General features: G+C 57.7%; 10 protein-coding genes. 5 read left to right on the top strand and 5 right to left on the bottom strand.

Annotated features, from left to right (window positions below; all coding sequences use genetic code 11):
• Nucleotides 1-20 precede the first annotated feature (20 nt).
• On the bottom strand, nucleotides 21-608 hold the full coding sequence (gene ruvX / locus SH139x_RS20405; protein ID WP_488351610.1) for a Holliday junction resolvase RuvX: 588 nt from the start codon (nucleotides 606-608) through the stop codon (nucleotides 21-23).
• A gap of 150 nt (nucleotides 609-758) precedes the next feature.
• On the opposite strand from ruvX, the gene SH139x_RS20400 reads away from it, so the two are divergent.
• The 5 genes from SH139x_RS20400 to SH139x_RS20380 all read left to right on the top strand — a co-directional run bounded on the left by SH139x_RS20400 (nucleotide 759) and on the right by SH139x_RS20380 (nucleotide 7,605).
• The gene (locus tag SH139x_RS20400; RefSeq protein WP_488351609.1) at nucleotides 759-1,343 is read left to right on the top strand and encodes an LURP-one-related family protein; all 585 of its coding nucleotides are present in this window, start codon (nucleotides 759-761) and stop codon (nucleotides 1,341-1,343) included.
• 70 nt (nucleotides 1,344-1,413) lie between these two features.
• The gene (locus SH139x_RS20395) at nucleotides 1,414-2,193 is read left to right on the top strand and encodes an SDR family NAD(P)-dependent oxidoreductase (protein WP_488351608.1); all 780 of its coding nucleotides are present in this window, start codon (nucleotides 1,414-1,416) and stop codon (nucleotides 2,191-2,193) included.
• Between the two features lie 167 nt (nucleotides 2,194-2,360).
• A complete protein-coding gene (locus SH139x_RS20390; RefSeq protein ID WP_488351607.1) occupies nucleotides 2,361-5,780 on the top strand; it encodes a mechanosensitive ion channel domain-containing protein in 3,420 nt (1,139 codons plus the stop codon).
• A 27-nt stretch (nucleotides 5,781-5,807) separates the two neighbouring features.
• Nucleotides 5,808-6,113: a hypothetical protein gene (locus SH139x_RS20385; RefSeq protein WP_488351606.1), complete on the top strand. Its 306-nt coding sequence runs from the start codon at nucleotides 5,808-5,810 to the stop codon at nucleotides 6,111-6,113.
• 7 nt (nucleotides 6,114-6,120) lie between these two features.
• Nucleotides 6,121-7,605: an anthranilate synthase component I family protein gene (locus SH139x_RS20380; RefSeq protein WP_488351605.1), complete on the top strand. Its 1,485-nt coding sequence runs from the start codon at nucleotides 6,121-6,123 to the stop codon at nucleotides 7,603-7,605.
• 115 nt (nucleotides 7,606-7,720) lie between these two features.
• Here SH139x_RS20380 and SH139x_RS20375 read toward each other — a convergent pair whose 3' ends face one another.
• The 4 genes from SH139x_RS20375 to ileS all read right to left on the bottom strand — a co-directional run bounded on the left by SH139x_RS20375 (nucleotide 7,721) and on the right by ileS (nucleotide 14,743).
• On the bottom strand, nucleotides 7,721-9,895 hold the full coding sequence (locus tag SH139x_RS20375) for an acetylxylan esterase family protein (RefSeq protein ID WP_488351604.1): 2,175 nt from the start codon (nucleotides 9,893-9,895) through the stop codon (nucleotides 7,721-7,723).
• 96 nt (nucleotides 9,896-9,991) lie between these two features.
• On the bottom strand, nucleotides 9,992-10,510 hold the full coding sequence (locus SH139x_RS20370) for a hypothetical protein (protein ID WP_488351603.1): 519 nt from the start codon (nucleotides 10,508-10,510) through the stop codon (nucleotides 9,992-9,994).
• 15 nt (nucleotides 10,511-10,525) lie between these two features.
• The gene (gene purN / locus SH139x_RS20365) at nucleotides 10,526-11,158 is read right to left on the bottom strand and encodes a phosphoribosylglycinamide formyltransferase (RefSeq protein ID WP_488351602.1); all 633 of its coding nucleotides are present in this window, start codon (nucleotides 11,156-11,158) and stop codon (nucleotides 10,526-10,528) included.
• A gap of 12 nt (nucleotides 11,159-11,170) precedes the next feature.
• On the bottom strand, nucleotides 11,171-14,743 hold the full coding sequence (gene ileS, locus SH139x_RS20360; RefSeq protein ID WP_488351601.1) for an isoleucine--tRNA ligase: 3,573 nt from the start codon (nucleotides 14,741-14,743) through the stop codon (nucleotides 11,171-11,173).
• Between the last annotated feature and the right edge of the window lie 3 nt (nucleotides 14,744-14,746).

Genomic DNA, 14,746 nt, shown 5'->3' with positions numbered 1-14,746 from the left:
GGCAAACCGATGCTCCCACGTTATTCGAGCGAATCGTCACCTTCGGGCGGCGCGTCGGCGGCTTGGCCGGGGAGTTTGCCCGTGTACTGTTGGACTTCCAAAAAAGCTTCCAGCAGCACTTGAGCGGCTACCGCATCGATGCGCGCTTGGCGAGTTTTGTGAGTCATTTTTCTGCCCCGCAGCCGTCGCTTGGCTTGCGCGGTGGAGAAGCGTTCGTCAAACAAACGCGCGGGCAGCGACGTCGTCTGTTGCAGCCAAAGGGCGAACTCGCGGGCTTCACCAGACTTCTGGCTCTCGCCCCCGTCGCAGTGGATTGGCAAGCCGACGACCCAGGCGGCAACGCGTTCTTCGGCAGCCAGCTCGGTGAAAAATTTAGTCAACTGTGCCTCCCCGGCCCGTGTGTGGATCCCCAGCGGGCTGACCAGAATTCTGCCGGGATCGCAAATTGCCACGCCAATGCGGACGGTGCCATAGTCGACAGCCGCCAGCCGGCCCTCCCGCGGAAATAGCTCGTCGGCGGTTAGCGGATCGCCCCCCGCTTGAAGCTCAGGCGTCACTGCGGGCGAATGCTCGGCGGTCGGTTTTTCACTCGATGGACGATCGGTCACTGCGGAAAATCAATGCGTGGGAAATAACTCGTGGGAAATAACTATTGAGTCGCGCCGGCTGTCAGGCGTTGGTGTCTAAGGTATCATCTGCGGAGGCTCGCAGCACGGCGAATCTCGGTAATTATGCCTTGGCAACAGGAAACTTCCAAAATGCAATATCCGCTCAACTTACACTTTAAACTTTTGACACTTGGTCAGCGGATTACCGCGCTCGATGCGAACGAACAGTTGCTGATGTTCATCAAGCAAAAAATGTTCAAGTTGAAGGAGCATATTGAGGTCTTCGCCGATGCGGAACGGAACCAACTGATTTTTCAGATCAAGGCCGATCGCGTGATCGATTTTTCAGCCAACTATCATTTCACCGACGCCCAAGAAAACGACTGGGGTGCGGTCCGTCGCAAAGGAATGCGATCATTTTGGTCAGCCCATTACGAAGTGATGCAGGAGGGGCAGATCGATATGACCATTTCGGAGGAGAGTCCATTCAAAAAGGTGCTGGAGAGTTTACTGGGCGAAATTCCCCTGGTGGGATTTGTCGCCACGTACTTGATTAACCCCAGTTACATTGTGCGACGTCCCGACGGCACGCCGCTGCTGCGAGTCATCAAGAAGCCCGCCATCTTCGAAGGTCATTTTGTCGTCGAAAAACTCAACGACATGCCCGAGGATGATGAACTACGATCGTTGTTGGCGATCCTTACGATGGTGCTGCTGGAACGCAATCGCGGCTAAGGTCATCAAGATCCCAGCCAAAGAGTTATGAGAGCTTCATCAGTTACTATTTCAAGCGGAGTAAAGTTTGATGACCGGATTACCAGGGATCAAATTATTTGACTTGAGCGGTCGCGTGGCACTGGTCACCGGCGGCTCCAAGGGACTGGGGGCCGCGATGGCCGCCGGCTTGGCTTCGGCGGGTGCCCAGGTGGCAATTCTGAGCCGCGAGCTGGCCAGTTGTGAGGCGGTGGCCCAGCAGATTGCTGACGAGTACGGGGTCGCCACGATGGCCGTCAGCGCAGATGTCAGCGAGCCGGCCAGCTTGGAAACGGCGGTGGCTGCGGTGGGGGAACGATTCGGACAGATTGATATTTTGATCAACAGCGCCGGCATCAATATTCGCGGCAGTATTGAATCACTCTCCTTCGAAGAGTTTCGCCGCGTGCAGAGCATTAACGTCGACGGCATGTGGCTGATGTGTAAGGCCGTTGTGCCCTGGATGCGGCAGAGTGGCTGGGGCAGGATCGTCAATTTGGCCAGCACCCTGGGGATGGTCGGCTTGGCCAATCGCACGCCTTACGCCACCAGCAAGGGGGCCGTTATCCAGCTGACTCGCGCTCTGGCGTTGGAACTGGCTGAGGCGGGGATCACTGTCAACGCGATTTGCCCGGGCCCTTTTTTGACCCCCATGAATGAGCCAATTGCCGACACCGAGGAAGCGAAGAAATTTATCGTCGGTGCGGTGGCGCTCAACCGTTGGGGCCGGCTGGAAGAGATCCAGGGGGCGGCGATTTATTTGTCGAGTCCCGCAGCTAGTTATACCACCGGCAGCCTGTTGGTTGTTGATGGTGGCTGGACAGCTAGGTGAGTAAGCTGGGCAAATTGCGACTGAGCGGGTCAAGTTGGGAATGAGCGGGTTAAAATGGGAGTGTTGAAAGGCTAGCGATTGGGGTTTCCGGGAAGTGGTCTTTCGAGGACACTTGCCGGCAGCGATGGATCGCCTTGGCTAGGAAGCCAGCACCTTAATTTCAACGGATGATCATGTTTTCCGCCACCATTTGGCAATCGAAGCGAGCTTGTTTTCTTTCCCTAGGGACGCCCTTCATTCGCTGCTGGGTGTTTCTGTCCGCACTACTGCTGCTAGCCAGCGGGTCATCGCAGCCGTGTGCTGCGGCAATCAACCTGTTGACTCCGGTCAGCACCCAGGCCGCTGCTCCCCCCTTGCCGACTGCCGAGCATCTGCAGGCAGAATTGGCCGCGTTGGCTGAAGAGACCGAACTGCCCGAAGAGGTCAAGGTACCGCTGACGGACGTTTTAAAGCGCAGTATGGAGGCGGTCACTAAACTATCCGAGGTGCGGGGCAGGCGAAAGAAGCTGGAGGAACAGGTCGCTGCGGTGCCAACGGAATTGGCGATCGCCAAAGCCGAATTGGCCGCCGAACCACCACCTCCCCCGCGGGTCGCCGAGAGCACGCCGTTGGATCGCGTGCGAAGTATCCGCGCCGAGCGCGAAGCGGAATTGGCGGCGGCCAAATCTTTGTTGGCTGAGCTGTCCGCCAAATCCGAAAACCGGAAAACGCGTCGCGTGCAAGCGACCGAGTTGGTGGCTAGCCTGCGTACCGATTTGCAGAAAGCTGAGGCTGAAGCGTTACCCGTGGTGGCGGAAGGGATGGGCGACACGCGATTGGTCGATGCCATGCGGCAGGAGCGTGAGATACGTTTGGAATTGCTGCGACAGAGATTGGCTTTGCAGCAACAAGAACAGCGGACCATCGAAGCCGAAGAGGAATTGGTTCCCCAGCAAATCAGCGTTGCTCAGCGGCGGGTGACCTGGCTGGAGAAGGAAGTCGCTCTGTTAACGCAAGCGGTCAGTAACCGGCGTGAGATCAAAGTCGAACAGGTGATCCGCAAGCACCACGAGGCGTTGCTCGCGGCCGACCGGCAGCCCTCCGAATCGGTCATCATGGAGCAGAGCAAGGCTTGGATCGACGTGGTCCGCAAGCATGGCGAGATCGAGCGGGAAAAGACCGCCGAGGCAACTCGCGAGGAACAGCTCCGAAAAGAGTTAGCCGACACCCAGCAGGCGATTGAAAATGACCTGAAAAATAACGGTACGCTTCGCAGCGGCTTGGGCATGAAGCTGCTGCGGCAACGCGAACGTTTGCCCGATGAGCAACAGCTGCGAGCGGCGATTCGTTCCGCCGATTTGCGGATTGAGGACATGGGTGCCTTTCAAGCCCAATTGGAAGTGACGATCGATGAATTGGCTGGTGGAGTCACGGGCGCGCGCTTCAGCGGGCCACAACGTTCACCGCTGGTCCAGCAAGAGCTCGCCTTGTTAGCCGAGATCGATCGCGACGTTGAGAACTACACCACCGAATTGATTGAGTTAAAGAATCATTTGGAAAGTATCAGCGAGCGGGCGGCCGAGTTTCGCAGCTTGATCGACAGCAACGTGTTGTGGATCCGCAATTCACGACCCTACTTGGCCAGCGACCTGGAGTTGACTTGGCATTCGTTCCAAGCCATCGTCACGCCGGTCAACCTGCGCGGTTTGTGGGACGCGATCGTCTTCGAGATGTGGCGCCGTCCCGATATTGTCTTACTTTGGTTGCTGGCGCTAGGGTGTTTGTTCGGCTTTGGTAGCAAGTTGCGGCGAGCCATTGCCGAGATTGGCGAGCAGGCGGTCAAGCGAAATCAAGCGGCGATGCGGCCCACGATCCGCGTGATGTGGATGACCGCTTTGTTGGCATTGCCACTGGTGGTGATGTTTTGGATTCCGGGCTGGCGGTTGGTCAATTATTCGGGAGATTCCAACTATGTGCGAGCCGTGGGTAGCGCCTTGGAGCTGCTTGCCTTGGCGGTCTTTCCGCTCGAGTTGGCACGCCAGATTCTGCGGCCACATGGTTTAGCGATCAAGCACTTTGGTCTGTGCGCCATCCAAGCGCAAGTGGTCCGCACCAGCCTTCGCACCACGATTGATGCCGGCGCGCCGCTGCTGTTGTTATGGGGCGTGGCTTATTACAGCGGGATTGGTTCGATTATCTCGTCTTTGGCACGCCCCTTATACTTTATCGGCGCGCTGTTGATTGCACACATGTTATGGCGGGTGCTGCATCCGGAACGCGGGATCATGGCGGTGCTGGTGGAGAGATCGGCTGGCGGTTGGGTCGACCGGTTGCGTTATGTTTGGCACTACAGCGCGGTGGCTTTGCCAATCGGCCTCGGTATCCTCTGCTTGGCTGGGTACAGCTATTCGGCGATTCAGCTGGCCGTGCAGTTGTATTGGACTTTATGGCTGGTGCTTGGTTTGACAGTTACCGGCGGAACCCTGCGACGCTGGGTAACGCTCAGCCGCCGGCGGTTGTTGCTGGCACAAGCTCGCCAACGAGCCAGCGAGGCGGAGCGCCGCGAGGGTGTGCCGATCGATCTCGCCGTTGAATCGACTTCGCTCGATTTGAGTGAAATCAACGCCCAGACCTTGCGACTGATTAACACTTTGATGACGGTGATGACCGTCGTTGGTTTGTATTATATGTGGGCCGCCGTGTTGCCGGCCGTGCAGTTCCTCGACAGCTTTGAACTTTGGCCCAGCGAGGTTGGCAGTGATGGGACCGTGTTGCAGTATGTGACGTTGGGTGGCTTGTTGAAATCGTTGCCAGTCATCTTGCTGACGTTTGTCTCCGTCCGCAACGTCCCTGGGTTGTTGGAAAACGTGCTGCTGCAGAAGTTGCCACTGGAGAACGCCGCCCGCTATGCCATCACAACCCTCAGCAGTTACGTGATGCTGATGGTGGGGATCGTGCTCAGCGCGCAAACGTTGGGATTGCACTGGGAGAGCATCCAGTGGTTGGTCGCAGCGTTGGGTGTCGGTTTAGGGTTTGGCTTGCAAGAGATTTTTGCCAATTTCATCAGCGGCATCATCCTGCTGTTCGAACAACCAATTCGCGTGGGGGACGTGGTCACGATCGATGGCACCACCGGCGCGGTCTCTAAAATTCGTATGCGCGCTACCACCGTGGTCAACTGGGATCGCCAGGAATTGATCATTCCCAATAAGGACTTGATTACCGGCCGGGTGATAAACTGGACACTTTCAGATTCCACCAACCGTATCGTGTTGAACGTTGGCATTGCTTACGGCAGCGACACGCGGGCTGCCTGCAAATTACTGGCAGCGATCTGTGACGAGCACCCCAACGTGGCCGAAGATCCAGCCCCGATTATTTCCTTTGAGGGCTTTGGCGATTCGACTTTGAACCTAGTGGTCCGTTGCTACCTGAAGACGCTCGACGTACGATTGATGACGATTCATGAGTTAAATACCGAAGTGAACGAACGGTTCGTTCGCGATGGCATTGAACTGGCTTTCCCGCAGCGTGATTTGCACATCCGCTCACTGCCGGCTGGTTTTACCGCCCTTTCGCGAGATTCCCAGGAATCAAAAGCCGCATAATCAATTGTTTTTCAAACCGAGGCTGGGATGAGTCGATTTACATCGTTTTTGTTCGGGATGGTTGTCGGCGCCATGTTGTTGGGAGGCGCCATGCATTACCATTTCGTCCGCTCTTCCCAAGGGCTGTTGATGGTGCCGAAAATCTCCAAAGGCCTGGCCGATACTTACACAGATATTCGCGAATTCGAATTGGCCGATTGGCAGGAACACCGAGCGTTAGCGGCGGCGCTCGTAAAATCGGACAAGGCCGAGCTGCTGGCTGACAACTCATTGACGAATTTTCGCCAGTCGATCAACGGCGTGCTCGATGGGCTGTTCGGGCCTAAGGAATAGCCGCGGCATGATCCCTCCGCCGTTCGCGCCCCCCACCGATTTCGCAGCGCAAGGAAACGGCTCGTTGCCGTTGATCCATCGTTTGCCGGACGACTTTTCTCTGGTCACCGCTTTTGACCGTTTGCAGTCGCTGCCCGGCGTGCTATGGCTCGACAGCGTTACCCACCCCAGCGAACATCTGGGGCGATACAGTTTTCTCACTGCCGATCCGCTGCTGCGAATTGTGGCCCCTGCCGCGGATGCCCCAGCCGCGGGTGACCCTGCCGCGCTGCGCCAAGCGATCGACCAACTGTCCGCATGGGTGGAAAGACTTCCCCGGCGATTCGTGCCTGAGTTGCCTCCCTTCCAAGGCGGCATCGCCGGCTTGTTTGGCTACGAGCTCAATCGGCTGCTGGAACCGGTCCCTCCGCCCCGCTACCAAGATCTGGCGACACCACCGCTGGCCGTCGGCTTGTACGACTGGACGCTAGCTCAGGATCACAGCAGTGGGGCGAGCTGGGTGATCAGCCAAGGGTTGCGACTGGATGGGGAACCAAGTGTCGCTGCTGCCGCAACCCGCATCGATCAGGTTTTGCAGTGGCTCGCCGCCCCCGTTTGGCCCTCGCCGCAACGCGCCGCCGGCCCGGTCCGCGAGGCTGCAACTTTAGCTCCCCAGTTTCCCACGCATCGCGATCTGTTGTTGACCAGCAACTTTACCGCTGCCGGTTTTCAAGCGGCTGTGGCCGAGATCGTGGAATCGATTCGCGCCGGCGACGCCTTTCAAGTCAACCTGGCGCAACGTCTGCTCTATCCGGCAACCGCGGCACCGGCTGAGTTGTACCGACGCTTGCGACGCGAAAACCCAGCTCCCGAGGCCGGGTACTTTGATGGCGGGACCTTTCAAGTGCTCAGCAGCAGCCCGGAAACGTTCCTGCGAGTTCGCGATCGGCAGGTCGAGACCAGGCCAATCAAGGGAACTTGTCCACGCAGTGGGGATCCTCAGTTCGATGCCCAATTGGCGGCCGAGTTATCGGCTAGCGAAAAAGATCGCGCCGAGAACGTGATGATTGTCGATCTAATGCGGAACGATTTATCGCGAGTTTGCACCGATTCCAGCGTGCGCGTGCGGCAACTCTGCGCCGTGGAACCTTATGCTTTCGTCCAGCATCTGGTGTCGGTTGTAACGGGACAATTGCGGCCCGAGGCGAGCGTGGTTGATCTATTGGCAGCCTGTTTCCCGGGGGGCAGCATCACGGGAGCTCCCAAAGTCGAAGCGATGCGAAAAATTACCGCCTTGGAACAAGTCCCCCGTGGACCTTACTGCGGTTCGCTGGGGTACATCGGCTGCGGTGGCGCGGCCGATTTCAACATCCTCATTCGCACGATCACGCAGGCTGATGGCTATCTCCAAATTCCAGTCGGTGGTGGCATCACGGCCGCCAGCGATCCGGCATCCGAGTATCGCGAGACTTGGCATAAAGCCGAAGGGTTGCTGCGGGCGCTGCCAATCTAATCACCTCCGCAAAAGTCATTAAACGAAACGAAATCAGCCGGCACGCGCCAGCGTCCGGTTCCTCGGAACCGTGAAAGCTTTTGGGGCAGGAAAATTTAGGGCAGGAAGATTTGGACTACTTATCAACTTCGACGGCCAGACGATCGGCCGCTTGGCGATAAGCTTGCACAATCGGCTTTAATGCTTGGCCTGTTTCCCCTTTGATGGTCAACTTGTGCGGAGCTTGCAGAGCCAGCACGGCGGGTAAGTCGCCATATTTGACTGCCCCTGGTAAAAGTTGGCTGTGCCAAATGGAATCGAGGTCAGCAAAGCGGAAGCCCTCCGTATCGATCACTGCGTTTTCGACCACATCGCCGACCAACAATCTGGCCACTGCCGCCGCCGGTCCCGCTCCGTCGCTGGCGACCAACTCCAATGGTGTCCCTTCACCGCGATCGCTGGCGAAACGAATGGCGCTGAGGATGTCGTGCACGCGGCGGACGAAACGGGGCGGATTGTAACCATAAGTAAAGCCCACATAGTGCCGATCATCACCGGCGACGCGACGTTGCAAAGTTGGGTCCACCCCCGCTTTCAAATTTTCTCCCGCGGCAAACAAATCGATCCCGATCACCCAGCGGCCTTGATCGATCACTTGGCGAACTACCTCCACCGGTTTGCCGTCGTCGCCAAACAAGTTGGCTTTCGAGAAACCGTTGAGCATGATCATCACGCCTTGCGGCTTGCGGTCTTCGAGACGCCGGATCAGCAGGGTGGGAATTTGCTCGCCGTGTTGGGGCAATTCGATGGTCCCTTTCTCAACCAACACATCGGCGATCGAAGCGGTCGCCGCTGGGGCGAATTCGACGCTGCCAGTCGGGGGTAATCGCCGATCGATGATCGTTTGATAAGCGGTCATTACGGTGTCTTGGTATTTGTCAAAATCTTGTTCACGTAAAGCAGCCAATTGTGCGTCGGAGCGGGCTGCTATTTCTTGACAAACCTTGCGTTCATGCTCGGGACCGCCCGCCGGTGCCGGGTGTTGCTCGTTCCAGACCGAGGTCTCTTCGCGAGTCAAAATCTCATAGTCTGCTTCCAACACGGGTTCCTGCAGCCCGAGCCCCAAGTGGCGGTTGAAGAACGAGTACATCAAGGCGCGGGTGACATAGTTATAATTGTGCGGGAAATGAGCATACTCTTTGCAGAGCACATGATCGGGTTTCCCATACATGCCATAAAGTTGTTTCAGTTCGGGATATCCATCACGCATCATATCCCTGGTCCAGTCGTCGACCGCCGTCATTGCCATCGGCTTGGGGGCGAACAGTGCGGTCAGCTCGACGTTGCCAGTTCCCACACGCAGTAATGGTGCATTTTCGCAGTAACAGCCACCTTGCATCGCAGTGGAGACCATGCCATTGGGAAAGGAAGCAATCGGACGCTCGTCGATCGCGCAAAGCAATAACGTTTGCGTGCCACCACCACTATTTCCCGTGACGGCGATGCGAGCCGGATCCACGTCGGGCAGCGAAGCGAGGAAGTCGAGCGCGCGAATCGAGTTCCAAGACTGCAAGCCCATGATCGACTGCAACCGCGATTCGGCCATCGGGCTGTAAAATCCCCAAGTCTCACGCCCCTCCATCTCGGGCCGCCGATTCGCCGCTCTGTGAGCGATTTCAAAAGGGATTTGCTGGTTGTCGGCATAGCCAATCATGTCATAGAAGAAAGTCACGCAGCCCATCCTGGCTAATTGAGCGCAACGCGCCAGGGTGGGAAAACGCCCCGACTGCTCGAACCGTTCAAAGCCAGCGGCGATCGCGTTGCGAACACCCTGCTCGCCGCGGTCGTCCAATCTTCCCCCATGACCATGCGGGCACAGCACGGCCGGCTTTTTGGTCGCTGGATCGCCGGCGGGACGGAACAGCAGGCCGGTGACATAGTTGCCCGGGACACTTTCAAAATAAACTCGCTCCACCGAAAAACCATCTCGCTCGACACGTCCGTGCAGCACTGCATTGAGTGGCGTCCGCTCCGGTAACGGCCAGATCCCGCCCGATACCAGAATCCGTCGCCGCAATTGCTCGGCGCGATCTTCCCACGCCTCCACGCTCTGGGGAACTTGGAAAGGAAAGTGGCCGTTGAGGGTCTTCAATTCGCCCCACCGCGCATCCTGGCTGGTTTGGCCGTCAGTGAAGACGTCATAGATTGCCGTGCCAGGCTCGGCGGCAAAACTGACTGGCCCCCAACTCGGAGCGAAAAGCCAGCCCGCGGTCAGAAAACAACCTAGGACGGGTAACAGAAATCGGTGCATCACGGGACCTCACAAAGCAAGATGGAGCGGCGGGGAAATCGAGGGGCCCCACGTCGGTCTTTCATCAACGCTCTGTGTGAAAGAGCAAGCTTTGTGTTACCGAGGTGGGTCGAACTCCAATTCTAACACCCCGCGGCTGCGGCTGGGCAATTGGGCCGTCACGTTTATCGAAGTCAGCGGATAGGCCCCCGGTTCCCAGCGTTGGTTGCTCTTGGTCGAGAAGATCGCCAGCGGAAGAACCAATTCCTCGCCGACTGTCAGCGGGCTGTTCTGATGCAAGAAATATTGCCCGTTCAGGTCGATCGTCAGTCGCGGCAAGTCGTAGTCGGCCAAGTTTGTCAAAATCACCACGTCGGCGATCACTTTTGCGCTGCTGTTCATCACCGGCACCGGACGCTGGCCTAGTTCCACTTTGACCGGCAGCGGTTTGTCGTAAGCACCACCGACGAGCATGGCGTAGAGGGAGAGTCCACCCAGCGGGACCAAACAAGCAAACAATAGGGACAGTGACAGTCCCCTGCCGCTCAGCTTGGGTTCCGGGCGGCGGTGAGGTGCTTGCGGCTCGCCGTGCGGCTCCGCTTGCGGCGATGGCTCAACAGCTGGGTTTGAATTCACGAACCGACTCGTTGGTTAGACTGATTTACTCGCCAGACTGCTCCGCACCTTGCGACCCACGATTTGCAGTTGTCCGTGGGCGAAGCGGCGAATTGCTTCTGGTAACGCTTGGCATTCCTCCACAAACACGCGGGCGGCCAAGGTTTCCGCCGTGTCGTCATCCAGGACGGGGCAAGTGCGTTGCAGAATGATCGGCCCGCTGTCGTATTGGTTGTCAACGAAGTGCACCGTGCAGCCGCTGACTTTGACGCCATAGTCGAGAGCCGCTTGATGCACCCGCTGCCCATACATTGCTTCGCCGCAAAAAGCGGGAATCAACGAGGGATGAATGTTAATGACTCGACCGGCAAAATCGTCCGGAATCAACACATGTTTCAGGAACCCGGCCATCACCACTAAATCGACCCCGGCTTGGCGACACGGTGCGAACATCGCCTCGCTGTACGCATTCGCTTGATCGGCAAAGTCACTCTTGCGGACCACTTGCGTCTCCAATTCAGCTTGCTCGGCAAACTTCAGCCCGCCGGCGCTCGCGCGGCTACTGATCACCAACACCAAACGGGCGGAAAGTTCGTCCCGCTGTTGGAACTCAATGAGATTCTGCAGGGTGGTCCCACCGCCCGAAATGAATACGGCGATTCGTGTCATCAGACAGCCAGCTTAAACGGGTTTGGCGACGGTGCGAACAAACAATTCAGCTTCGTAATCTCCCAGTTTGACCGTGACTCCCTCGGCAGTCGGCAGAGCGGCAAACCGGCAGACATCGGCCAAAGTCTCGTCAAGGATCCGTTGGCGATGCGCCTCCAATGCTGCGGACACTTCGGCGTCCTCAGTAACTAAACCGATTTCAATACGATCGGTAAACTCACATTGCAGATCTTTGCGGCGATTCTGGATCATGCGAATCGCATCTTTGGCGATCCCTTCGAGTCGCAGTTCCGCGGTGACTTCGGTGGAGAGGACCACCACGCAATCGCGGCCTTGGGCGGCGGTCCACCCTTCCCGGGCCGCCAAACGGACTTCCACATCCTCGCCGTCTAACTCCAGCGTTTCCCCGCCGACTTGCAGAGTAATTTTACCATGCTTCTGCATCTCCTCGAGCAATTTCCCTCCATCGGCGTCGCCCAGTGCTTTCTTGACCGCCGGCATCTGCCGGCCCACGCGAGGCCCCAGACGCTTGAAATTGGGGACCACGACGTACTCCACGTAGGCCTGCCCATCGGTGGTGTAGTCGACCGCTTTGACGTTCAATTCGTCACACACCAACGCGTCATGCTGGCTCAGCCAAGCGGTATAGCGATCGTCGCGGAGCACCACTTCGACGCGGGACAAGGGTTGGCGAACCTTTAATTTGGCGGCGGCCCGCGCGGCGCGGCCGAGCGAAGCAATTTCTCGTAGCACGCGCATCGAGCCAGCTAAGTCCGGATTGCGATTCGCCTCGCTGGGAACCGGGTAATCGCAAAGATGGACCGAATCGGGCACGCCTTGATCCTGCTCGGAAGCCGGCTTGGCCGCGTTTGGGCTGGCACGCGTCGCAGACGCAAACGGACGTGTCAGTTCACGCCACAGGGTTTCGGCCAAAAATGGCACAAAGGGGGCGATCAGCTTGGTCGTCTCTAGCAAGACTTCGTACAGCGTCCAATAGGCATCGAGTTTGTCGCGGTCCTGGCGATCGCTGGCCCAAAATCGCTCGCGGCTGCGGCGGACAAACCAGTTGCTCAAACCGTCGACCAGTCGCGTGATCGCTTGGCAAGCCGCATAGTTGTCATAAGCATCCATGCGTTCGATTACCTGCTCGATCGTGGCGGCCAGCTCGGCCAAGATCCAGCGATCGATTTCACTCCGCTCCGCCGGATCGCGATAGGTGGTCGCCGTGGCCAGCGTCGCCGGACTCAACTGCTTCGCTTGATCAATCCCGGCGGTGGGGTCGAAGCCATCGATCTCCGCGTAGATCGTGAAGAAACTGAAGACGTTCCAGAGCCGCAGCAAAAATTCGGGGATCGAATCGCGGATCGTCCGCTCGCTGTAGACAATCGAATTCCAGGGTGGTTGGTTGGCAAAAAAGTACCACCGCAGCGCGTCGGCGCCGTAGGTGTCAAAAATCTCATTCGGGCTGCGATAGTTCCGCAACGACTTGGACATCTTGCCAACTTTCTTCGTCGGCTTTTTGTCAAGCTGTTCGTTGGCTTCCGTTTCCGAGAGAAAGCGTTGTTGCCCATCGGGTGATTCCCACCATTCGGCCAACATCAGCCCGAGCACGATGCAGTTGCGGAAGGGGTGCGGAAAATCAAATTGGGCGACGGCATTTTTTCCGCCGTTTAATTCTCCGCCGTTTACTGAGGCTCCGTTGGCCGCCGCTGGTGCTTGGGTTTCCATCGCCGCCGGGGGACCAAACAGCATGGTGCTGATCGCCAGTTGGCTGTAGAACCATCCGCGGGTTTGGTCGAGCGCTTCGCTAATGAAGTCGGCTGGGAACTGGGCGTTGAAACGCTCTTTGTTTTGATGTGGCCAGCCCCACTGGGCAAACGGCATGGCACCCGAGTCGTACCAGCAATCGATGACTTCGGGAACCCGCCGCATGCGAGCTCCGCTGGCAAATGGTGAATCATAAGTGACAGCGTCGATGTAAGGTTTATGGACCTTTAGATCTTCGGCCAATTCGGGGTTTGCCGCTTTGGCCGCGGCCCAAACTTCCGTACCTTGCAAACCAGGTTTGGCCAGCAATTCGTCATAGCAATCGACTGCCTCATAGCGGCCCGTCTGTTCGCACTCCCAAACCGGCAGCGGCGTCCCCCAATATCGTTCGCGGGAGAGTGCCCAATCGACGTTGGATTCCAAAAAGTTACCGAAGCGGCCGTCGCGAATGTGCCCCGGTAGCCAGTTGATTTGCGAGTTATTCTCCAGCATGGCATCCTTGAATGCCGTCGTGCGAATGAACCAACTTTCGCGGGGATACTGAATCAGTGGATCTTGATCGGCTCGCCAACAGAATGGATATTCGTGCAGATACTGCTCGAGGTGATACAGCAAGCCGCGTTGTTTCAAGTCGCGAGCGATCGGTTTGTCGGCATCTTTCACCCATTGACTGGCGAATTCGCCCGCTTCGCTGGTGAACTTGCCATCGGGACCGACCGCGTAGAACAAGCTGGGCTGGTCGCCCTCGACAAAACGCATCCGTTCGCGGTCAAAAACTTCGTAGTCGACTTCGCCAAAGGCGGGCGCTTGATGGACCAACCCGGTACCGCTGTCGGTGGTGACGAATTCAGCCGCGACGACTCGCCAGTAATAAGGCAACTGCTCGCCACTGGTCGTTTTGCCGCCGGCCTCCGCCAGCGTGCGATAGTAGAAATCAAACGGAGGCTGGTAGCGGCGGCCGATTAAGTCATTGCCGCGGCACGTTTCCTGTACTTCCAGGTCCCGTTTCGTTTTGCCGGCAATCGTCTCGACCAAAGCGGACGCGATGTACAGCAGCTCGCCCGTTTCCTGGTCTTGGCACAGCGAATACTCCAAATCGGGATGGACTGCGGCAAACATGTTGCTGGGCAGCGTCCAAGGAGTTGTCGTCCAGATCAACAAGCTGCGATCGGGCTGGTCGACGAGCCGCAGTTTGACATAGACGCTTGGATCGGCCACTTCGCGGTAGCCTTGGCCAACTTCGCCAGCCGACAGCGCCGTGCCCCCTTGCGCCCACCACCATACGATCTTATAGCCGCGATATAGCAGGCCTCGATCGAAAAGATTTTTCAGGCTCCACCAGACACTTTCCACATAGCTCTGATGATAAGTGACATAGGCTTCTTGCAAATTGACCCAAAAGCCAAGTCGCTCGGTTAATTGCTCCCACTGCTGCATGTACCGCCAGACGCTTTGTTGACAGCGCTGGATAAACGGTTCGACGCCGTAGGCCTCAATTTCCTCTTTGCTGTGAATCCCCAACTCCTTGCCCACTTCGACTTCGACCGGCAAGCCATGGGTATCCCAACCCGCTTTCCGCTCGCAGCGATAGCCGCGCATGGTGCGGTAGCGGGGGAACAAATCTTTGATCGCCCGTGTTAAACAGTGTCCCGGGTGGGGCATGCCATTGGCGGTTGGCGGACCTTCGAAAAAGACGAACTCCGGCGCATCGTGTCGTTGGGCCAGCGTGCGATTGTACACATCGGCTTGCCGCCAAAACTGAAGCACTTGCTGCTCCAGCTGCGGGAAACTTACATCGGTCGAGACAGCTTTAAACATCGC

The organism is Kothea flammea (genome assembly GCF_052161645.1).
Lineage (GTDB): Bacteria > Planctomycetota > Planctomycetia > Pirellulales > Pirellulaceae > Laterigemmans.
Note: the sequence above shows the minus strand (reverse complement) of the source record. Positions and strands in the feature narration are given on the sequence as shown.